This is a genomic window from Thermosporothrix sp. COM3, from assembly GCF_059696735.1.
On record NZ_AP019376.1, the window covers coordinates 501,194 to 521,733 of the forward strand.

The following is a 20,540-nucleotide window of genomic DNA, read 5'->3' on the forward strand; positions in this document are numbered from 1 at the left end:
ATTCTTACGCGCTATTTCTGCTCGCTATTCCTACTTTCTATTTGTGACCAGCTTTTCTACTATAGCTTCATCTCGAGAGGGAAGTGACTTCGAGAACAGGTCTAGAGCCGCGGCAACCACATCTTCCTGTGCAATGGTGTTGACAAAGGATGCATGATGATCACACGATTTCTGCGACCGATCGACGCCACACACCGGGCAGATCAGCAACCAGGAAACAAACGGGCGATGATGTAAGCGCGACAATGGCCCGTAGTTCATCATATTGAAACACCAATAGATTCCCACCGTAGCCGCTCCTACAGCCCGGGCAAGATGCAGCGGCCCCGAATCATTCGAGATCACCACGCGACTCCGCGTCAGGAGCCCGGCCAGCCCCCCTATGGAGAGACGATCACAGAGATTGTACCCTTCGTGCCGCATCGCGTGAATAACCTGTTCCACGACTGGCCGTTCGCTTCCCGTACCGGTGACAACCACCCGCGCCCCCGCCTCATATAGCGCATCGCCAACCGCTGCAAAGCGCTCTGGAGCCCAACGCCGGGCCGGATCACCAGACCCTGGATGCAACACCGCCAATGGCCTCCTCTCTTCAGGCAACACCCGCTGAGCTTCAGCCAGATCGGCAGGAGTGACTGTCAGACGTGGCTCAAGTACCGTCATCTTTGCACCCGCCAGAGAAGCCACTTCAAGGTAACGCAATACCTCTTGCTGGAAAAAGATATAGGGAAGCCAGCGATCCAGCGGCGGCGCATCCTCGGCCTTCAGACCAATGGTGATCCGCGCCCCAAGCCGCAACAGAAACGGATTGGAATACTTGCCACCACCATGAATCTGAAAAGCCAGATCAAACCGTTCCCTTGCCATCTCCTGAAAGAAGCGTTCAAGCGCCTCCTCATCATTCTGATACGTCTCGGGCATGCCAACACCCGCGCAAGGGGGAATCACAATCACGCGGTCAACCGGGCCGGGCCGCCCGCGCAAAAACGCCTGATGCCAGGACTTCGCCAGCAGCACGATCTCGGCTCGGGGATATGTTGCACGCAATGCTTCAAGTGCGGGTAAAGCGCAGATAAAGTCACCAAGCGCATTTGCTCTTAGCACAGCTATCTTCCGTACATCAGGGATAACAGATCCTTCGGGTACCATCGTCACTCCTTTCAAATTGAGTTCATTCATTCCCTTCACGAGTAGTAGGGGGATGACGAAGACAAGCCAGCACCCTGTTTTGTCCTTCACAGATTGATTTTCTTCTATTTGCCACCATTTTCCTACAATGGATATATGGAGATGTTACGTTTCTTGCTTGCCCTGCGTGCTCAGGAGAAAGGAGCCTTTCCCTCCGGTGAGGGACATCTTGAAGTTTTTCAATACTCAAACGATTGGCAATCGTATTTCCAAAACTGGAGGTCGCGACATGTATACTCTTGGCATCAATGCCGCCTTTCATGACTCAGCAGCCTGCCTGCTTCAAGATGGGAGGATTATCGCGGCGGCGGAGGAAGAACGTTTCACTCACCAGAAACATGGCAAGCGCCCCATCCCCTTTTCTACGTATGAGCTCCCATTTCATGCTATTGCATATTGCCTGCAAGAAGCTGGAATCTATCTGAAAGATGTCGACCATATTGGCTATTCCTTCGATCCTGCACTTTTGCTCGGTTCCCACAAAGGCGACGCGGCACTTGTATTACCCCTGGAGCCAAGCGCCCGGCCGGTCGCGCCCGAATGGGAATCGCCCTGGGAGCCACTCTTTCTCTCTTCCATCGTCAACGCGCCCCGGCACCTCACAGGAGGCGTCCCCCACCACTTGAAAGCTCGCTTCCGGGGGGAACGATCCTATCAGTGGCACTTTGTCGAGCATCACCTGTCCCATGCCGCAAGCGCCTTTCTGGTTTCACCCTTTCAGCAAGCAGCCATTATGACGCTTGACGGGCGCGGCGAGAAGGCCACGACCACCTACAGCATCGGCGAAGGGCTCAGCATTCAGCGCCTGAGGCAGGTCGATATGCCGCACTCGCTCGGCCTGCTCTATGAGCGCGTGACCGAATATCTCGGCTTCCTGCATTCATCCGACGAGTATAAGGTGATGGCACTGGCCTCGTTCGGCAAGCCAACCTATCTGAACGAGTTCCGCTCACTGATCCATCTCGGCTCCGATGGAAGCTATACGATTGATCCCCTGCGGCTTGAGGAGCGCTTTGGCCCGGCTCGCTTCAAGGGTGGGCCACTGGAGCAGCGCCATTTCGATATTGCGCACTCGTTGCAATGTGTCCTTGAAGAGACGGTGCTTCATCTGGCTGATTGGCTCCATCAGACAACCAGGCTTGACGCGCTGTGTATCGCTGGCGGTGTCGGCCTCAACTGCGTGTTGAATGCTCGATTACGCGATAAGAGCCCTTTCAAGCATATCTGGGTTCAACCGGCAGCGGGAGACGCTGGAACCGCTCTGGGCGCGGCTCTGGTGGTCGATGCACAGCAGCGCCCCGGCGCAACCCGCAGCTATCAGATGGAGCATGCCTTCCTCGGTCCCGCATTCTCGGATGAGGAGATAGAGCAGTTCCTGCGCTGGTCGAAGCTATCGTACAGGCGCTTGAGCGATCCTGCCGAAGAGACCGCGGCCCTGCTTGCCGAGGATAAGATTATTGGCTGGTTCCAGGGACGGATGGAGTTTGGGCCCCGGGCGCTCGGAGCGCGTTCTATCCTCGCTTCACCCTTGCATGCTTCTATGCAAAATCGGCTCAACGAGATCAAAGATCGCGAGGATTTTCGCCCGGTTGCTCCGGTTGTGCTGGAAGAAGCGGTTGCTGAGTGGTTCGTCAACGGGAGCGTTTCACCGTTTATGCTCTTTGTCTACGATATTGTCCCGGAAAAAGCAGATCAGATCCCTGCCGTACGCCACATCGACGGCACCGCCCGCATTCAAACAATCAACCGGCAACAGCAGCCCCGCTATTATGACCTGCTCAAGGCGTTTGAGCAGCGGACCGGCGTTCCTGTTCTGGTGAATACATCGTTCAACACGCGTGGCGAGCCGATTGTTTGCACGCCACGAGACGCTATTGAATGTTTCTGGACTTCTCCGCTGGATGCACTGGTAATCGGTTCATTTTTACTGGAAAAACGACAGGATAGCTGATGAGCATTGAAGTATCAGTCGTAGTGCCAACCTGCAACCGCAATGAGCTGCTTGAGCGCTGCCTTGAAGCATTGGTCTCTCAGGATTTCGCGCCGGACGCTTATGAGATCTTGATAGTGGATGATGCAGCCAGCCATGCGACGCGACAGCTTATTGAACGCTGGCAGAACAAAACCCTGCCCTGCATTCGCTATCTCGCAGGCAAAAAGTGCGGCCCGGCTGTTGCCCGTAACCTGGCATGGAGGCAGGCAAGAGGCCGATTTATCGCTTTTACCGATGATGATTGTCAACCACAGCATGACTGGCTTAGCGCTGGCATGGCCGCTTTTCAAGATGGCACTGGCGCTCTTTCTGGCCGCGTCATTGTACCCCTGCCGCCTGTTCCCACCGACTACGAGCGCAATGCAGCTCTGCTTTCAAACAGCGATTTTGTCACAGCCAATTGCTTTCTCCGTCGAGACGTGCTGGAACGACTCAACGGCTTCGATGAGCGTTTCACGGCCCCCTGGCGCGAGGACAGCGATCTGTTCTTCTCACTTTTGAAGGCAGACATTCCCTGGAAACATGTACCACAGGCAATTGTGGTGCACCCTATTCGGCCCGCTCCCTGGGGTATCAGCATACAGCAGCAACAAAAGAGCATGTTTAATGCGCTGCTCTATAAAAAGCATCCCGAGCTCTATCGCGAGCGCGTCCAGGCGACGCCGCCACTCCAGTATTACGGGATGTTGAGCGCTCTCTTGCTCGCTGTCTTCGGGCTGAGCAGGCGGTCAAAGGCGCTGACGCTGCTTGGAGGCCTGTTCTGGTTCAGCCTGACCGGGCGCTTCTGCCTGCGTCGCCTGCGCCACACATCACGCGCCCCGGCCCATGTGCTGGAAATGATCGTGACCTCGGTCCTGATCCCGCCGCTTGCCATCTTCTGGCGCTTGCGCGGCGCCCTGAAATTTCGCGTTTTCTTCTGGTAGTGCCTTGAGGAGAGAAACTATGCAGATGCCAGGCTATATCCAAATTGAACCCGTAGGACAATGTAACCTGCGCTGTCAGATGTGCTCGATTCAGTTTCGGCAGGATGGCCCCCCATATGGCCCGCCTGCCTTCATGCACTTCGAGACATACACCCGCATTATTGATCAGTTCCCCGGACTTCAGGAACTGCATCTCCAGGGACTGGGGGAACCGATGATGCATCCCCGCTTCTTCGATATGGTTGAGTACGCGGCCAGCAGGGGAATCAGGGTGACAACCAACTCGAACATGACACTGCTGAACGATCGTAAAGCCGAACGCTGCGTGACCTGCGGCCTGGATTGCCTGCATGTTTCGATTGATGCTGCAACCGCTTCTACCTATGAACGCATCCGGGTTCGAGGCCACTTCGATCGTGTGCTACGCAATCTGGAACGGGTGCTGAACGCCCGAGAGCGCCTGAGAAGCCAGAGCCCGCACTTCCATATGGTCATGGTCATCATGCGTCAGAATTTGCAGGAACTGCCCGATATCGTTCGATTTGCCAAACAGTGGTCTTTTGAGCAGATCTTTGTGCAGCATCTCTGTCATGATTTCGGCGAGGCCAGCCTACCCGAGCGCTATCTACCCATGCGCGATTTTGTGCAACAGGAAACACTGCTCAACGAAGATCCCGAGCACGTTGAGCGCTACTTTGCCGAGGCTCGAACCCTGGCCACCGAACTGGGTATCGAGCTACGACTTCCACGCATCAGAATGCGAATGCACCCACCGGGGACGCCCGGTCCAGAGCGCTGTGACTGGCCCTGGCGTGGGCTGTACTTCAGCTATCAGGGGTACGCGATGCCCTGCTGTATGATCTCAACGCCCGATCGCTTCAATTTTGGCAAGATTACCGATCAGCAGGGCGCCGAGCTCTGGCACAGCGCGGCCTATCAACAGTTTCGCGAGCAGCTCTCTTCTGAGAATCCACCGGACATCTGTCGTTCCTGCTCAATTTATTCTGGCACATTCTAGCTTTTTGGAGAGACACATCATGGCATCAGTTGACATTCTGCTTCCAACCTACAACCGCCTGACATCGCTTGTGATGACACTTTCCGGGGTGGCAGCCCAAACCCTGACTGATATACGCGTCATCGTCGCCGATCAAAGTCAACCTCCGGTCGGAGAAGAGCAGGTCATTCAAACGCTGAGGCGAGTCATTGAGGCGCGTGGCGGCTCGGTTGATTGGCATACCCGTGAGCCGCTTCATGGCATCGCAGAACAGCGCGATTTCTTGCTGCGGCAGGCGACAGCGGATGCCGTCCTCTATCTCGACGATGATGTATTTATGGAGCCCTGGGTGCTCGGCAAGTTGCTTGATATGTTGAAGCGGGAACAATGTGCCTTTGTGGGTGCCTTTCCTGCCGGGCTCTCGCATCGAGAAGATGTGCGTCCTCATCAGCAAATAGTGGAATACTGGGACGGCCCGGTACAGCCAGAGGTCGTTGAGCCCGACTCGCCGCAGTGGGAGCGCTGGCAGCTCCATCGCGCCGCCAACCTGTATCACGCAAGCCAGAAGCTGGCACCCGGAGAGTTTCGGCTGTATAAGGTGGCCTGGATCGCCTCCTGTATCCTCTACGACCGTCAGAAGCTGCTTGACGTCGGTGGTTTCTCTTTCTGGTCGCGCCTGCCCCGCTATCATTCGGGTGAAGAGGTCCTGGTTCAGAACCTGCTCATGCGGCGCTGGGGCGGCTGCGCACTGATGCCTTCCGGCACCTACTATTCTCAGGTTCCCACGACCGTACTGAACAAGGCCGGGACAGTAGACGGTCATGCCCTGAGCCTGCTTCCCGAGATGGTTGAACGCTATACAACAATACAACAAGGATAAGTGCTGTTATGGATGACGCCTTTAAGCCAGGATTGCTTCGACGGCTTCCAGAGCCGCCGCGTCGCGTTGCCCTCTTGCGAGCATCGCGCATCGGCGACTTTATCTGTGCGACTCCGGCATTTCGGGCGTTACGACATGCCCTCCCCGATGCCGAACTGACCCTGATTACCCTGCCTATGCTGCATGAGATTGCCAGCCGGTTGCCCTACTTTGAACATATAGTCGATTTCCCCGGCTTTCCTGGTATTGCTGAACAGCTCTTCTCGGCACGCGAAACTGTGCGTTTCCTGCAAGAGATGCAAGCACAGCAGTTTGATCTTGCCATTCAGATGCAGGGAACCGGGGTCTACTCGAACCCCTTCCTGCTGCTCCTGGGGACGAAGGCGACAGCAGGCTTCATTCGGCCTGACGACAGCCCCGGTCTCCTGGATGCCGCCCTTCCCTATCCGCACGGGGTGCACGAAATTCGCTGTGTGCTCTCCTTAACTGAGTTTCTCGGCGCGCCTACCCGGGGCGAAACGCTGGATTTTCCGCTTCGTGCAGAGGACCGTCAGCAGGCAGCACAGCTTCTGGCAGGAGTGGAACCGCCTCTGATCGGGCTGCACGCCGGTGCCCGAGACAAAACCCGGCGCTGGCTTCCTGCACGCTTCGTCGAGGCCGGTTGCACGTTACAACAACGCTTCGGCGGCACGCTGCTGCTGCTCGGGGAGCCAGAGGAGCTGGATAACAGTCGCCAGATGGAGCGCCAATTCCGTGAGCTCCACTGTCGCTGTCTCAATCTGGTCGGCAAGACCTCGCTTCCCATCCTGGGTGCAGTTATCAAGCGACTGAACGTTCTGCTTACCAACGACACCGGACCGGCTCATATTGCTTATGCGCTTGGTACGCCGACCGTCACGATCTTTGGCGGCGGCGATCCCGCAACCAATGGTCCCCTGCAAGCCGGTCCATTCCGTCCGCTCGCTTTCCCTGTTCCCTGTCGACCCTGTGGTTATGCGACCTGTCCGATCGCATATCGTTGTTTGAGGAACATTTCAGTTTCACAGGTAGTAGAAACAGCAACACAGATCTTTCCAGATATGGAAGAGTTTCAGTATCGCTCATCTTCTTCTTGATGCTATAATAGTGAAACGAGATGGTGCATCAGGCAGGAGAAAGAGAGTTATGAACAGGCTACGTATAGGAATGGTCGGGCTGGGTTCGATCGCACAACGAGTATATCTGCCACTGCTCACGCGAGAACAGGAGTGGAGCTTTGCAGGCGTCTTCACGCCGAATGTCAGCAAGCGACATGCCATCAGTTCGGCGTATCGGGTGCCTGAATTTGCCTCACTGGCGGATCTGATCCAGGGCTGTGATGCAGCATTTGTGCACAGTTCAACTATCAGTCACTTTGAAGTGGTCTCACAATTGCTTCGTCACGACATCGATGTCTATGTTGATAAGCCGCTGGCCGCCACATTGGATGAAGCGGAACGGCTCGTAGAGCTCAGCCAGAAAACCGGGTGCAAGCTTATGGTTGGCTTCAATCGCCGCTTTGCCCCCTTTTATCTGAAACTGAAGGAACAGGCTCCCCGGGCGGCCTGGATTCGTATGGAGAAACATCGACGAGCCGGGCTCAATAGCACCGTCGCGGAAACGCTGCTCGATGACTATATTCATCTGGTCGATACCGTGCGCTGGCTCGGCGAAACCGACACGATGCAGGCTCAAGGCTGGCTCCAGGCTGATGAGCTGAATCGGCTCCACTACGCCTACCACACCTATACGTTGCCCAACAATCGCCTTGCTACAACCGCCATGCACCGCCAGGCGGGCAGTGATCTTGAACTCCTTGAGCTTGTCACAACCGGGCGTATAGTGCGTGTCAGAAATATGGAGATTCTGGAGGTAGAAGAGGAGGGAGCCTGTGTGATTCAGGCCGCAGCCGCCTGGGATACCATTCTGAAACGCCGCGGCTTTGAAGCTGCCATCAACCACTTTATCCGCTCGATTCTTGGTGACACTATACCTTTAAGCAATGGTGAAGAAGCCCTGAAAACACAACTCTTACTCACATCTCTGCTGAATAGCTGAAGCCGGTTGTATAGCCCATTCCGGCTTCTAGCTCCCCTTTCCCGCTGACTATGAGAGAACTCTTCTGCTACACTATCCTTGAAATGGAGAGCTCAGCAACTTCCACTTGCTCCAATATGACGAAAGGTTCTTTATTCAATCATGCCACAGCATATCTATACCGTTGGATTACTTCTTCTACGGCAGAATCAAGTTCTACTGGTGCGAAAGCGTAATACCATTTATTTCATGCTTCCAGGAGGAAAGATCGATCCGGGTGAAACAGAGCTTGCCAGCCTGGCACGTGAGATTCAGGAAGAGCTGCTTTGCCAGGTAGTACCCGAAACGCTGCATTTCCTGGGTGATTTTACCGAAATTGCGGCAAACGAGCCTGACGCACAGGTACATATGAAGCTCTATAGCGGGCAGGTTAGCGGAGAGATCCAGCCAGCACGCGAAATCGCCGAGGTCTCCTGGTTTGATCCGCACAAGCAGCAGGATATCCTGCTTGCGCCGCTGGTCAAAAAGCAGGTGCTTCCATTCCTTCTGGAGCAAAACGCTCTCACTCTAGAATAGAGAGATCAACTATTTGGCAAAAAGGAACTCTGGTCCTTTCTTGGAGAAGAGGGACCAGAGTGCGGCTTTTCATCTATTCCTCAACTCTTTTCCTGAGGCAAGGGCACCAGATTACGTGGATGATTATCCAGGAATGCTTGAATATTCTCTACCGTGATATCCAGAATGCGGTAAAGCGCCTCCTTCGTGTTAAAGCCGATATGAGGCGTAATGACAACATTATCCCGATGCTGTAGCTGCTTGCTCAATGCGACAAGCTTCTGTTGCTCTCTAGATGCTTCTGAGTACAATAATTCCTCCTCATACTGTAAATACGCCTCGCCCTCCAGGACGTCCAGTCCTGCACCACCCAGAAGCCCATTGTCCAGCGCCCAGACCAGCGCATCAGTATCGACCAGAGTACCGCGTGCAGTATTAATCAACAATGCTCCGCGCTTCATTTTTGAAAACGCCGGCCGATTCAACATATGATAGGTGGAAGGCAACGCCGGCACATGCAAGCTGACGATATCTGCTACTGAGAGCAGCATATCCATGTCGACATAGCGAAAACCCAGGACTTCAGCAATCAGCCGATTCTGCACCACGTCAAAGGCCACAACATCCATACCGAACCCTTTTGCAATACGAATCATGTGCAGCCCGATTGCGCCCGCACCCACAACACCAAGCATCTTCCCATAGAGATCAAAGCCCTGAAGCCCTTCGAGTGAGAAGTCATCGTGCTGTGTGCGCGTAGCAGCCAGGTTGACCTTACGAGAAAGCGTCAGCATCAGCGCGAAGGCAAATTCAGCAACCGTCCTCTCGCCATACGCTGGCACGTTTGTGATAGCGATACCTTGCTGTGCCGCCGCTTCCAGATCGATATGATCATAACCGGTAGAACGCGTGGCAATCAGGCGCAAACGCGGCATCTTCTTCAATTCATCCAGCCCGATCCTGGTATTCACGAAAGGGATGTAAATCTCGACTTTTGCCAGTTCTGCCTGATCAACGTCGGACAAGTTTTCTTCTGTATACTTCAGCGAAACCCGCTTGCCAAGCTCATGCGCGAGATAGCGGCCTTCTTCATCAGTGGTGGTTGTTGCAAGGGCAGAGACAGGCATTGTATTCTTCATCTCTTGCTCCCCTCCTCGAATGGAATTCCAGTTTTTATGCACAATAAACGATAGTCTATTCTCTCTCATTGTATAAAGAGCGGGGAAAAACACAGCGTTTTACAACTATGCTCTATAGACTATGGCTATATCCCCGAGAAGAGCGGAGCGCGCACATCAGTCCTATCTTCTATCACAGGCCACTGTCGAGCTTTACACCCTGCATCCTATTCCTACTGCCCACCCGGGCATAACGCTCGGGAAAGCGCGGCGTGAGCGCCTGACGAGCTGCATCAGCCCCAGGGGGAGCCGGGTCCTCACGCCGATTCGCCAGAAAAACAAATGGCCCGATAATCACAACAAGCGCAAGCAGAATTGTGCCAATCCACAAGGCAGGGCTTCGCAGAAGTTGCTTTCTGTACTACAGAAGATATATTTTTACTCGCAGTATAAGCGAAACGGCATCTGTCGCCAAAAGGGTTGTCTCCCTCTATTGTAGATAGCACCCGATAGCAGCAATGAAATGATTACTTCTATGCTGTTGTTCTATCTGCACTTTCTTCTGAATATCTCTATTCTATCCTTACATGCATAATAGAATCAATTACTTTCGTTACCATACCTATTGCAGTATGCTATTTCGCCATGCTTCCAGGTATACTTTCTCTACTATATAAACTATAAGAAAAGTGCCCTCGATCCACTCTTTGGAAGTAAACATTGCATTCTGTCTATAGGAGTGATAGTATATGAGCGAAGCATGAAACTTTTGCTATACATCTATCATTAGATGTAAAAAAGGAAAGGAAAAGGAAGGACTGAAACAGGGAACTCTCTTCTGTTGAGGGCAAAGCCTGGTCTTTCTCTTTACAAGAAGCGAGCAGCGAAAGTGATTGTCTGAGAGGCAGAAATGCACTTTTGCAGCATGATAAACAAAGACGAAAGAACTCTCTACGCGCAATATGGGGAAAACATATTATTTACGGCTTCCCGTTCTGATTACCTTTCTCAAAGGACAGACATGCACTCTTATCACTTCTGCTGGTAAATGGGGTACTGGTTACGTTTATATACAAAACGGGAATATTGTACAATATCTCATTAAGGGACAAAATGGCACGCTGGAAGGGTCTCACGCACAGCACATCCTGGAACAGTGCCAGGAATGGCAGGTTGAGTTCCAGTCCAATGAGCCGATATCGACCCGTCCTCTTCCCCTCCCTCAACTCAGCCCTTCTCCTCTTCCGCAAAAGAACGTGTTGCGCCCGAAAAAACCGCTTGATCCCGCGCTACTTCAGGGCTTAACGGCCAGGCAACGCATGGTTATTCGGATGGTATTGACCATGATAAACGGGCAAAGAAGTGCGCAACAAATCAAGCAACAACTGAATTTACCACCCCAACTGATCGATGAGGTAATAGATCTGTTACGCAGATTTGACATCATCGAGTAATATTTTTCCTGTCTAAGGAGCAACTGTATGCGTCGTCTCTTAGAGTGGTGGTATCGCATCGCCTTGCCGAACAAAGAGCCAGATCCGACACCGATGGGGCGCGAACGGCAGCGCTATGCACGCCTCACAAGTATTATTCTCCTTGCGAACGCGGTGCTGTTTTTACCTGCCGCACCAATTATGATTTTTAATTCACCCAAAAGCCCGTCTTCGCCACCAATCGCTATTGTCATGATTCTCCTTCTGATCATCACATATGTCTTTGGGCGTATCGGGAAGCAGGTGCTCTCGGCCAGTTCGCTGATTCTCTACATTCTCTTCGCCGTTTCAGCCGTCATGGCAACCAACCCGCTGGATCCTTCGATGCTGCCGCTGCTCAACCTGCTCACGGTAGCCGTCATCCTTGCCGGGGCGCTCCTGCCACCAATTGCATCGCTTATTGTCGGAGCTATCGGCTGTGTCGAAACACTACTGATAACAACGCTGGTGCCGCATACTACCGCTTATGAAGCAATGATGCGAGATGAACTTTATACTATCACGATTATGCTTCCGATCATGATTCAGCTTGTCGTTGCAATCGTGGTCTATGTGATCATGCGTCACTTGCTCCATGCTATTCAGCGAGCGGATCAGGCAGAAGAGATTGTTGCGCTACAACGAGAAATCGCGGAGTTTGAGCGCAGTCGCTCCGCCGAAAAAGAGGCGCTTGAAGAGGGATTGCGCAAAATTGCGGAGACACATGCACAGATTGCAAATGGCGATATGCACGCGCGTGTCTCACTCAGTGAGGGCCACGTCCTCTGGTCGGTTGCTATCCCGCTCAACAATTTGTTGAATCGCATGCAGCGCTTGAAGCTCGATTCTGACATGCTGGCAAGCACACAGCTCGCGGCACAACGGATTGCTGAAAGCCTGCATCACGAGATCGCGACCGGTCACTTTTCTCCGTTGCCAGGCACCGGCACGCCGCTTGATCCAGTCATTATCGAATTGAACAAGCTCCTTGCAGCCCGTTCTACGCAACCCCCATCGACGCCGTCACGCCCGGCATGGCCCGCCTTCTAAGGGGGAACGGGATATTTTCGTCTCAGATTTTGCAATATAATTTGTAGCATCTCTATTTTTGAAGAGGAGATTGACATTCTTCTATGAAAATTCTGTTGACCGGTGCCTTTGGAAACGTGGGTTTCCATACGCTTCAAGAGCTTCTGAAGCGGGGCCATACCGTTCGTTGCTTCGATCTACGCAATCAGGCCACCGAGAAAAAAGCACGCCAGATTCAAGGAAAAGCTGAGATTGTCTGGGGGAACCTGACCAATACACCTTCTGTAGAAGCTGCCGTTGCAGGCCAGGAACTGATTATTCACTTCGGTGCAATCATTCCACCCGCAGTTGATGAAAACAAGCAGCTTGCCTATGATGTGAACGTGAATGGGACCCGGCGCATCATTGAAGCCGCCCAAAAGCAACCAATCAAGCCTCGCATCTTCTTCTCATCAACGCTGGACGTCTTCGGCCATACGCAGGATAAAGAGCCGCCACGCCGGGTGACCGATCCCATGCAAGCGACCGACGATTATAGCAGCCACAAAATCGAGTCCGAGGGCATGATCCGCAATTCCGGCCTGGAATGGTGCATTTTTCGCTTTGCCGATGTGCCGCCCCTCAGTCCGCGTCCGCCACACCCGATTATGTTCACCATCCCGCTTGATACGCGCTTCGAGATGGTTCATCCCTTCGATGTGGCCTTCGCAGTTGCCAATGCAATCGAGCGGCCCGTGTGGGGGAAAATCCTGCTCATTGGCGGCGGCAAGTCCTGTCAGGTACGTTACCGCGATTATCTACGGAGCTCGCTGGAGGGCTCGGGCGTGGGCATGCTTCCCGAAGAGGCTTTCGGACATGAGCCCTATTGCACTGATTGGCTCGATACAACCGAAAGTCAGGAATTGCTGCAATATCAGCGTCATAGCTTTGAGGAGATCATGCGCGACGTGAATAAAGCGACTCGCCCGCCTGCTCCCATTCGGCTTATCATGCCGCTGCTCCGCCCTTCAATTCGCAAATCGATCCTGAAAATGTCACCTTACTGGCAGGCACGGAAATAAAGCAGACAGCAAGACGCGGGGAGCTCTCTTCTGGCTTCTCGCGCCTCTTATCCTCTAGAGCCCCTCCATTGAGGGAGAAGAATGTGAAAAGTGCTTCCCTGCCCCTGCCCGCTCTCAACCCACAACCCACCACGATGCAACGCCACCACATGCTTGCAAATTGCCAGACCCAGACCGAGGCCATCGACTTCGCGAGTCATACGAGTGTCAACGCGATAGAAGCGATCAAAAATGCGTTCCATATGTTCAGGCGCAATTCCCATTCCTTCATCTTTGACGCAAATCTCAACCCAGGCTGTTTCCTCCGGCGGCATTGCTGGTACCACGATCACGCGACGATGCCCAGAGCGTTCCGCCAGGCTCGGGAAGCTCTCCAGGCCGACATGCTGCATACCAATCTCAACCGTTCCGCCTCCAGGGGAGTAGCGGGCAGCATTTTCCAGAACATGTTCAAAAATGTCACACAGGAGCCGCCGATCTCCATCAACAACAAACTCATCTCCCTTCTCAGGCCGCGGGAAGCGATACACAATCGGCTGCAATTCCTTCTTGCGCATTTTGCTCTCTTGCTCTAATGCCTGCTGCACGTTCAAAATAGATTCTTGAATGACATAGATAAGATTTACAGCATCAGGAGAGAAAGGGTGAATCTGCGTCTCTAGCTGTGATATTTCGAGCAACTGCCCCACGATCCTCTCAAGCCGTTTTCCCGCCTGGTTGATTGCAACCAGAAACTCATGGCGCTCCTGCCGGGTAATCTGTTGATCATGCCGGAGCAGCGTGGTCGCGTATCCCTGAATCGAGGCAAGCGGACCGCGCAGCTCATGGCTGACCGTCGCCAGTAATTCGGCCTTCAAAAACTCTATTTTCTGCTCGCTTCGTTGATAAGCAAGCTCTTCCAGATCATGCATCCGGCGAATCAACAGCATATCAAGGAGAAGTGCATCTATTATATCTGCAAGATAAGGAAGGAGCGCTTGCGTCTTCAATAATAAATCTCTGCCATCTGACCCCCATTCCAGAAAAAAGAAACCCTCCCATTGTATATATGATTGAGAGGAGGCGTCTTGTTGTTGGGATTGGAGCGGGAGCTGAATTGTCCGGTGCCAAAGCAGCGTAGGAGTCTCAAGGGGCAAGCTCTCGAACTCTTCTTCCCGTGACCTCAGCTTCAATAGCTGCTGCACTTCTTGCGGCTGAAATCGAGAAAACGCCGCTATAGGAGCCATCGTCTGAAAAGCATCGGCCTGATACGATGTTTGAACACTGCCGGGTGCACACAAAATCCAGGCTCCACGTTGAGCATGAGAGAACGTGAGAAGGCGCTTCAGAAGCTCGGAGGCAAGTACTTGCAGAGTTTCCTGCGGAGCTGCGAAGGACCCTCGTATATATTGTGCCAGACGCACTAGATCAGTTAACGCCGCTTCAATAGCGGGTTCCTGAGAATAATTTGGCTGCATAGAATGGCTCCTTGTTGCGGGTTACTGCTCTTCGTTGACATGACAGAAAAAATACCGACAATTTCCATTATAAGAAAAACGGCTTTCAAGCGAAATCCTTTCAACAGCATTATCGTCACAATTGGATCACAAGTTTCAAAAGAAAGCGTAAAACAGGTTCCAGAGGCGAATAGGGCGTTCTTTGCTCTCTGCTACGAGGCTCTGCCCTGCGCTTTGCACTCCAAACTTCGCCCGCTATTGAACAGAAGAAACATTCTTTTAACGTTTTTATCATCTTTTTATCATTTTTATCTTTCTACCCCTTCTAACGTGGAAAGAGACGGGACAAACACCACGGAGAACCCGTTCCTGCTTCCTTGCTCCAATAGAGCCCTTCCTATTTCACAAAGTGAAGAGAGTATATATCAATTTCGGGTTCCACTAGAAGGAGAGGCGATACCTATGCGACTCACCTGTCTCCTGGTAAGCTCATACCATCGGAGATCGAACACACTACATTCCCTTTACTACATCTGTCAGTGGAGCTTGTATAGATATTTGTTCCCATATCAATACAATCAGCAAACAGCTATCAGGTTCCCCGTATAATGGATATATATGCAGATATAGAATAGAGGCCTCTTCCCTATTTCGATCAAAAAATGACTCAATAGCAAAAACAGGAGAAAGAGGTTATTATGCGCAAACAAACGCAGTCGGCACAAGAGCGCTTCCAGAGCGTTCTTGCAGGGCTTGATAACGTGTATCACGATGTAGAAAGCCTCTACCTCTATCTGCACCAGAATCCTGAGCTCTCGATGCAAGAGCACGAAACCGCGACAAAAGTTGCAGACTGGTTGAGGCAGGCAGGCTATGATGTGACAACAGGAGTCGGAAAGACCGGAGTTGTTGGTCTGCTCCGCAATGGTCAGGGCCCAACGGTGATGCTTCGAGGAGATATGGACGCGCTCCCGATCAAGGAAAAGACCAACCTCCCATATGCCAGCAAGAAGGTTGTCACCAATAGTGAGGGAGAAGAGGTTCCGGTGATGCATGCATGCGGCCACGATCTGCACACAAGCTGCCTTGTTGGTACGGCATCGCTCCTTCAGCAGAGTCTGCATGCCTGGCGAGGCACCGTGATGATTGTCGCACAGCCCGGAGAAGAGACAATGACTGGCGCAAAAGAGATGCTTAAGGATGGGCTCTTTACGCGCTTCCCTCGACCAGATGTCGCTATCGCTCAGCATACGAACCCGCTTCCAGTCGGCACCATTGGCTATCACATTGGCGATACAATGACATCGGTCGTCAATATGAAAATCACCATTTTTGGGAAAGGCGGACACGGCTCCCGGCCTCAGAATTGTGTTGATCCGGTGCTCATCGCCGCCGCTATTGTTATGCGCCTGCAAACAATTGTCGCACGCGAGGTCCCGCCCAACGACACAGCTATCATCACAGTGGGATCAATTCATAGTGGAACAAGCTACAACATTATTCCAGACACAGCAACACTTCAGCTTACGGTGCGGGCCTATACGAAGGAGATCCGTGAACACATATTGGAAGCGATTCGCCGTATTGTCAAAGCCGAGGCGGAGGCCTCTCATGCCCCCAAAGAACCAGATATAGAGATTGTTGAGTTCGGAGAAACGCTGCATAACGACCGTGAGCCGCTTGAACGAATAGTAGAGGCGCTCAAGCCATTCTTTGGTGAGCAACATGTTATGGAAACGCCACCAATGGAGGCAAGCGAGGATTTCTCATTCTTCGGACACGTACCCGATGGCGCAGGCATCCCGTCCGCCTATTACTTTCTGGGAGTTACCAACGAGCAGCTTTACGCCGAAAAAGGGATCGACAACGTTCCAGAGCCGCATTCTCCATACTATGCGCCCGATCGTGAGCCCGCTCTAAAAGCCGGTGTACGGGCCCTCACTGTTGCTGCACTGGCCATGCTTGGAGCTCCATAACACTCCGAGATGGGCAGAGATTCTCTGCCCGTCTTCCCCTTCTTTCTCTCATTATATAGTATTCGTCAAGAAAGCACATCGTCCAGAAGGCAGATGTATCTTCCTGTTTTTTCATGTATCCTCAAATCAACCACCCAAAAGAGAGCCAGGAGGAAGACATGACTGAACAGCGAACGATTGCAGAGAAGTTGACCCATGTCTTGTGGATCGGCGGAACCCCGGGCGCAGGAAAATCCTCTATTTGTCAATTCATTTCTCGTATCTATGTTTTTCTTGATTACCGGGTTGACCCCCGCCAACGAGATCACTCCGCTCGACGCCTTGCACAAAAAGACGAACAGCATCGCCGCTGGTTACAGAAAAACATGAAACAGCGCTGGCTGGAAACGCCGACAGATGTCCTGGCACAAGACTTCATTCAGGCAGGCCAGGACCTTTCCCTCGTGCTTGAAGATCTGCTTGCAATGCCCACTGAACCGATGATAGTCGCTGAGGGAAATTTTATGCCAGAGGCGGTTCTTCCCTACCTTTCCAGCCCTCAGCAGGCTATCTGGCTGGTTCCTACAAAAGCATTCAACGAATATGCAAGGCGCACCCGCTTTGAAGAGCAGAAGAAGAGATTCCATGCCATCTCAACCTATCCTGCACCAGAGGATCCAGAGCGCCATTTGCGCGCACTCGTTGAACGAGATGCACTTATTACTTGTCATGTCAAAGCGCAGGCACAACGGCTTCAGCTTCCCTGTTACGAAATCGATGGAAGCCGCTCGCTTGCTGAAATGATAGAGCTTGTCGAGCAGCATTTTTACCCCTATATTGTTGAGCATATGTCGAAGCTCAAGCCGCTCTAACAGCCGCACTCTATCCCTTCTACTCATAGGCATACTTTGACAGAGCCCACCACTCTCAGATAGAGGAGAGAAACCGCTTTGCCCACAGGAGTACATTATGATGCAACATACCTATCTCCAGCACACCCGAAGAGCTTCAGGCCTTCCTGGAACCAATCAAGCAGTTCTCTCACCCCAACCCTGGTTGGACCTCCGACATCGTGCTTGTCACCAGTGTCCGAGGCCGCTACACCGTGATGAAGCATTTCAGGAATTCGTGCAGGACCTGAGGGAAGTGTGTATTGTCTGGCTGGAGAACAGGCCCGCTCCCCGAGGGAAACGACGCGCTTCACAACTATTATTCCCGAGCCGAGAAACGAGTTCCAAACCGGGTAGCGTGATTCCCTCAAGCTTCGACTGGCAGTATTCCCGGGCAATGCAACGAACAGAGGAACCCCCACACAGCATGTGTCTTTTGTTAAACAACCAATTTAGTGGAATGAGCGTAGATATAGCAACAGGAGCGCCGGAATACGTGGTTCCGAAACGCTCTAGCAATAGCGCATCTTATTTTCTCGGTTAGAAGCAGCTATCCAGGCATTCATCATTTACACAGGAGCATAACGAAACACACACAAAGGATGCAATCTCATGGATGCAGTACACAACCAAACAGAAGCACAGCGAGTCGACTGGCGAGGCATTATTTGGTACACCCTGCTTGCCTATATCATTTCGTGGGCCATCTTTTTCTTGAAATACGTCGGTGTGCCCTTCTCCATCCGCGCAAGCGTTGGGATGTTCGGCCCGCTTGTCGCCTGTGTTCTCGTTCGCCTCATCCGGCATGAAGGCTTCGCGGACGCCGGATTACGCTTGCAGAAGAAGGGGCTTCGTGGCTCTTTCTGGCTGTACCTGGCCGCTTACATTATTCCTGTTGTCTTGATCGCTCTAAGCTATGGACTTGCAGTTTTATTCAACTGGCAACCCTGGGAACCGGAGAAACAATATCAACTGATAGTGCAAACGCTCCCGGCAGAGACACGCCAGCAGATCACTATGCCGATGCTCTATAGCATCACGATTGGACAGGCTGCGACGCTCAGCGTTCTCCTGACCATGATCGCGACCCTCGGCGAAGAGCTGGGATGGCGCGGCTATCTCCTGCCCCGTCTGACGCCGTTAGGAGGCATCAAGGCATCACTCATTATTGGCGTGATCTGGGGGTTCTGGCACGCGCCGCTTATCCTGATCGACGGGTATGAATACGCCGGTCTCTATCCGGTTCTCGGCATCTTCTTCTTTCTGCTGATCACCATTCCATTTAGCTTCCTGCTTACCTGGCTGAGGTTCCGCACCGGAAGCATCTGGCCATGTGTGCTTGCGCACGCGGTTATTAACAGCTTTGCATCGCTCGGGATCGCGCTCTTTATCCCGCTGGGCAACCCTTACCTGTCGGCTCCGGTCGGCCTGGCAGGCGTCATTATCTGGTTTGCATTCGCGATCTTGCTTGTCGCCACGAAGCGTGTGCAACACCCCGCATAATAAGCCTGTAACCCTCTCTTTGCCTTAAAGAGAGGGATTTTTCTTCTCCTCCCTGAAGACATTCTCCTTATTGAAAAACGTGTATTCCTGTTGTATCATGAGAGGAGTGAAAAGAGAAACAGCGCCTCCTCCCCTTATTGCAGCATCACTCAACTGAAGCTAGAGCAGAGTACTCGTAGGAAGGATGCCACTATTTCATGAAACAGAAGCTCTCTCCTATGCGTCTGTTTATTCATTTGGGATGAACTCTTTCGCGAGCTGCCGAACGCCGACCAGCCCGGGAAGCGCCAGCACGCCCGAAATCATCTGAGCGTCTTTCCACGCCTCGGCGCTCATGAACCCCTCACGTCGCAGCCTCCGCGATACATACCACGAATAGGGCAACACAAGCAGAATAGCCGTTACGACTCCGGGTGAATAGCCCCGGAATGCAACCACTTGAGCTATATGTGTAAAGACATGCAGAAAGAAGAGAGCAAGCGCCCCGTGAAACAGACCCCATGACTGCCGCTTACTTGTCGCCAGATAGGCGGCCAGCGTGATCAGGATAAACTCAAGGGCTACCGCTCCTATCATCTGTGGCGTTGTAATCATGGCGATGCGACTCAATGGCCCGGGAAGTCTCTTCTCATGCCGCTTCACAAACCGCTCCATTGTCAGTATTTCCTCGAAATCATGCAGGAAAAAGACCAGTGGAAAAGCCCACACCAGCACCCGAATACTCACACGCTTCTCTATTTGTGCAACCAGGGGAGCGCAAAACGGGGCAAGCTTATGCCTGTTCTTCTTGCTTGTATCATGCATGCTGTCTCTCTTCCTCTCTACACTCGGGCTGTAATGCCCGCAAGAATCGTATCAACAAGGGATTCAGGAAAAGGGGTGGCTGTCGGGAAAAGATCGCCTGAGATAAACACATGGTAGACAAGAGGCCCGATTATCAGGTGAATACAGGTTGCAATATCGATATCGGGGCGCACTTCCCCACGCTCAACCGCTCGCTCCAGCCGCTGCGCCAGCTCTTGCAGATGAGGGGCAATCACGTGCTGCTGGTACCGCGCAAAGAGTTCAGGGTTCCCCACAATGGTCGTTCCCAGTTGCACAATCAGTGCCCCAAGCTTTGATGAGCTAAACAGCCAGAGGAAAGCCTGTATCAGAGAAAGCATATCCTCACGAAGATTCCCCGTATCCACAAAAGGAAGATCAGCGGCCAGGCTGGCGAGCGCATCGACAATCAGCGCCTCACGGGAAGGCCAGCGACGATAAATAGCCGGTTTCCCGACCTTCGCCCGCGCCGCAACTGCTTCGATACTGAACGCCTCAAACCCCTGCTCCTCCAGCAAGTCAATCGTTGCGTCCAGAATAGCCTGATGCGTCTGGACGCTGCGAGGGCGTCCGCGCCTCTGCACAGGGTGCTCGTTTTCCATATGTTCCCACTTCCTATTTTATTACGTTACGTTCCGTAATGAAAATACCACGAAATTGACT

General features: G+C 52.8%; 19 protein-coding genes. 13 read left to right on the forward strand and 6 right to left on the reverse strand.

Annotated elements, in window-relative coordinates; translation table 11 throughout:
- Nucleotides 1-30: 30 nt before the first annotated feature.
- Nucleotides 31-1,149 carry a glycosyltransferase family 9 protein gene (locus KTH_RS02220; RefSeq protein ID WP_111322756.1) on the reverse strand — a complete coding sequence of 373 codons (1,119 nt, stop codon included), beginning with the start codon at nt 1,147-1,149 and terminating at the stop codon, nt 31-33.
- Between the two features lie 268 nt (nt 1,150-1,417).
- On the opposite strand from KTH_RS02220, the gene KTH_RS02225 reads away from it, so the two are divergent.
- The 7 genes from KTH_RS02225 (at nt 1,418) to KTH_RS02255 (ending at nt 8,612) form a co-directional block, all read left to right on the forward strand.
- On the forward strand, nt 1,418-3,139 hold the full coding sequence (locus KTH_RS02225) for a carbamoyltransferase family protein (RefSeq protein ID WP_111323089.1): 1,722 nt from the start codon (nt 1,418-1,420) through the stop codon (nt 3,137-3,139).
- The gene (locus tag KTH_RS02230; RefSeq protein ID WP_111322758.1) at nt 3,139-4,104 is read left to right on the forward strand and encodes a glycosyltransferase family 2 protein; all 966 of its coding nucleotides are present in this window, start codon (nt 3,139-3,141) and stop codon (nt 4,102-4,104) included. Before KTH_RS02225 ends, KTH_RS02230 begins: the two co-directional genes overlap by 1 nt.
- Nucleotides 4,105-4,129: 25 nt before the next feature.
- Entirely contained in the window at nt 4,130-5,122 is a 993-nt protein-coding gene (locus KTH_RS02235) for a radical SAM protein (RefSeq protein WP_211326159.1), read from the forward strand.
- 19 nt (nt 5,123-5,141) lie between these two features.
- Nucleotides 5,142-5,981, forward strand: coding sequence for a glycosyltransferase family 2 protein (locus tag KTH_RS02240; protein ID WP_111322762.1), 840 nt, complete (start codon nt 5,142-5,144; stop codon nt 5,979-5,981).
- Between the two features lie 8 nt (nt 5,982-5,989).
- Nucleotides 5,990-7,096: a glycosyltransferase family 9 protein gene (locus KTH_RS02245; protein ID WP_111322764.1), complete on the forward strand. Its 1,107-nt coding sequence runs from the start codon at nt 5,990-5,992 to the stop codon at nt 7,094-7,096.
- A gap of 49 nt (nt 7,097-7,145) precedes the next feature.
- Nucleotides 7,146-8,057, forward strand: a complete 912-nt coding sequence (locus KTH_RS02250) for a Gfo/Idh/MocA family protein (protein ID WP_497616196.1) — start codon at nt 7,146-7,148, stop codon at nt 8,055-8,057.
- 141 nt (nt 8,058-8,198) lie between these two features.
- Nucleotides 8,199-8,612 carry an NUDIX hydrolase gene (locus KTH_RS02255; protein WP_111322768.1) on the forward strand — a complete coding sequence of 138 codons (414 nt, stop codon included), beginning with the start codon at nt 8,199-8,201 and terminating at the stop codon, nt 8,610-8,612.
- An 80-nt stretch (nt 8,613-8,692) separates the two neighbouring features.
- Here the strand turns inward: KTH_RS02255 and KTH_RS02260 are convergent, their stop codons facing one another.
- Both KTH_RS02260 and KTH_RS02265 read right to left on the reverse strand, forming a co-directional pair.
- On the reverse strand, nt 8,693-9,730 hold the full coding sequence (locus tag KTH_RS02260) for an NAD(P)-dependent oxidoreductase (RefSeq protein WP_111322770.1): 1,038 nt from the start codon (nt 9,728-9,730) through the stop codon (nt 8,693-8,695).
- Nucleotides 9,731-9,902: 172 nt separating this feature from the next.
- Nucleotides 9,903-10,100, reverse strand: coding sequence for a hypothetical protein (locus KTH_RS02265; RefSeq protein ID WP_111322772.1), 198 nt, complete (start codon nt 10,098-10,100; stop codon nt 9,903-9,905).
- Nucleotides 10,101-10,671: 571 nt separating this feature from the next.
- Here KTH_RS02265 and KTH_RS02270 point away from each other — a divergent pair.
- The 3 genes from KTH_RS02270 to KTH_RS02280 all read left to right on the forward strand — a co-directional run bounded on the left by KTH_RS02270 (nt 10,672) and on the right by KTH_RS02280 (nt 13,271).
- On the forward strand, nt 10,672-11,163 hold the full coding sequence (locus KTH_RS02270) for a hypothetical protein (RefSeq protein WP_111322774.1): 492 nt from the start codon (nt 10,672-10,674) through the stop codon (nt 11,161-11,163).
- A gap of 27 nt (nt 11,164-11,190) precedes the next feature.
- Nucleotides 11,191-12,231, forward strand: a complete 1,041-nt coding sequence (locus KTH_RS02275) for a hypothetical protein (RefSeq protein ID WP_111322776.1) — start codon at nt 11,191-11,193, stop codon at nt 12,229-12,231.
- Between the two features lie 83 nt (nt 12,232-12,314).
- The gene (locus tag KTH_RS02280) at nt 12,315-13,271 is read left to right on the forward strand and encodes an NAD-dependent epimerase/dehydratase family protein (RefSeq protein WP_111322778.1); all 957 of its coding nucleotides are present in this window, start codon (nt 12,315-12,317) and stop codon (nt 13,269-13,271) included.
- Between the two features lie 47 nt (nt 13,272-13,318).
- Here KTH_RS02280 and KTH_RS02285 read toward each other — a convergent pair whose 3' ends face one another.
- Nucleotides 13,319-14,728 (reverse strand): sensor histidine kinase, encoded by a 1,410-nt coding sequence (locus KTH_RS02285; RefSeq protein ID WP_111322780.1) that lies wholly within the window; start codon nt 14,726-14,728, stop codon nt 13,319-13,321.
- Between the two features lie 677 nt (nt 14,729-15,405).
- Between KTH_RS02285 and KTH_RS02290 the strand changes: the two genes are divergently transcribed.
- From KTH_RS02290 to KTH_RS02300, 3 genes are all read left to right on the forward strand, one after another.
- Entirely contained in the window at nt 15,406-16,683 is a 1,278-nt protein-coding gene (locus KTH_RS02290) for an amidohydrolase (RefSeq protein WP_497616204.1), read from the forward strand.
- Nucleotides 16,684-16,841: 158 nt separating this feature from the next.
- Nucleotides 16,842-17,534 (forward strand): hypothetical protein, encoded by a 693-nt coding sequence (locus tag KTH_RS02295; RefSeq protein WP_497616205.1) that lies wholly within the window; start codon nt 16,842-16,844, stop codon nt 17,532-17,534.
- Nucleotides 17,535-18,164: 630 nt separating this feature from the next.
- Nucleotides 18,165-19,055: a CPBP family intramembrane glutamic endopeptidase gene (locus tag KTH_RS02300; protein ID WP_497616208.1), complete on the forward strand. Its 891-nt coding sequence runs from the start codon at nt 18,165-18,167 to the stop codon at nt 19,053-19,055.
- A gap of 228 nt (nt 19,056-19,283) precedes the next feature.
- On the opposite strand, the gene KTH_RS02305 is transcribed toward KTH_RS02300, so the two are convergent.
- Together KTH_RS02305 and KTH_RS02310 are read right to left on the reverse strand one after the other, a co-directional pair.
- Nucleotides 19,284-19,859: an HXXEE domain-containing protein gene (locus KTH_RS02305; protein ID WP_111322788.1), complete on the reverse strand. Its 576-nt coding sequence runs from the start codon at nt 19,857-19,859 to the stop codon at nt 19,284-19,286.
- Between the two features lie 17 nt (nt 19,860-19,876).
- A complete protein-coding gene (locus KTH_RS02310; protein WP_497616210.1) occupies nt 19,877-20,479 on the reverse strand; it encodes a TetR/AcrR family transcriptional regulator in 603 nt (200 codons plus the stop codon).
- Nucleotides 20,480-20,540: the final 61 nt, after the last annotated feature.

Excerpts from the sequence above, each read along its gene's own strand:
- KTH_RS02220 (WP_111322756.1), bottom strand. The coding sequence starts at position 1,149 with ATGGTACCCGAAGGATCTGTTATCCCTGATGTACGGAAGATAGCTGTG.
- KTH_RS02225 (WP_111323089.1), top strand. The coding sequence starts at position 1,418 with ATGTATACTCTTGGCATCAATGCCGCCTTTCATGACTCAGCAGCCTGC.
- KTH_RS02230 (WP_111322758.1), top strand. The coding sequence starts at position 3,139 with ATGAGCATTGAAGTATCAGTCGTAGTGCCAACCTGCAACCGCAATGAG.
- KTH_RS02235 (WP_211326159.1), top strand. The coding sequence starts at position 4,130 with ATGCCAGGCTATATCCAAATTGAACCCGTAGGACAATGTAACCTGCGC.
- KTH_RS02240 (WP_111322762.1), top strand. The coding sequence starts at position 5,142 with ATGGCATCAGTTGACATTCTGCTTCCAACCTACAACCGCCTGACATCG.
- KTH_RS02245 (WP_111322764.1), top strand. The coding sequence starts at position 5,990 with ATGGATGACGCCTTTAAGCCAGGATTGCTTCGACGGCTTCCAGAGCCG.
- KTH_RS02250 (WP_497616196.1), top strand. The coding sequence starts at position 7,146 with ATGAACAGGCTACGTATAGGAATGGTCGGGCTGGGTTCGATCGCACAA.
- KTH_RS02255 (WP_111322768.1), top strand. The coding sequence starts at position 8,199 with ATGCCACAGCATATCTATACCGTTGGATTACTTCTTCTACGGCAGAAT.
- KTH_RS02260 (WP_111322770.1), bottom strand. The coding sequence starts at position 9,730 with ATGAAGAATACAATGCCTGTCTCTGCCCTTGCAACAACCACCACTGAT.
- KTH_RS02270 (WP_111322774.1), top strand. The coding sequence starts at position 10,672 with ATGGGGAAAACATATTATTTACGGCTTCCCGTTCTGATTACCTTTCTC.
- KTH_RS02275 (WP_111322776.1), top strand. The coding sequence starts at position 11,191 with ATGCGTCGTCTCTTAGAGTGGTGGTATCGCATCGCCTTGCCGAACAAA.
- KTH_RS02280 (WP_111322778.1), top strand. The coding sequence starts at position 12,315 with ATGAAAATTCTGTTGACCGGTGCCTTTGGAAACGTGGGTTTCCATACG.
- KTH_RS02285 (WP_111322780.1), bottom strand. The coding sequence starts at position 14,728 with ATGCAGCCAAATTATTCTCAGGAACCCGCTATTGAAGCGGCGTTAACT.
- KTH_RS02290 (WP_497616204.1), top strand. The coding sequence starts at position 15,406 with ATGCGCAAACAAACGCAGTCGGCACAAGAGCGCTTCCAGAGCGTTCTT.
- KTH_RS02295 (WP_497616205.1), top strand. The coding sequence starts at position 16,842 with ATGACTGAACAGCGAACGATTGCAGAGAAGTTGACCCATGTCTTGTGG.
- KTH_RS02300 (WP_497616208.1), top strand. The coding sequence starts at position 18,165 with ATGGATGCAGTACACAACCAAACAGAAGCACAGCGAGTCGACTGGCGA.
- KTH_RS02305 (WP_111322788.1), bottom strand. The coding sequence starts at position 19,859 with ATGCATGATACAAGCAAGAAGAACAGGCATAAGCTTGCCCCGTTTTGC.
- KTH_RS02310 (WP_497616210.1), bottom strand. The coding sequence starts at position 20,479 with ATGGAAAACGAGCACCCTGTGCAGAGGCGCGGACGCCCTCGCAGCGTC.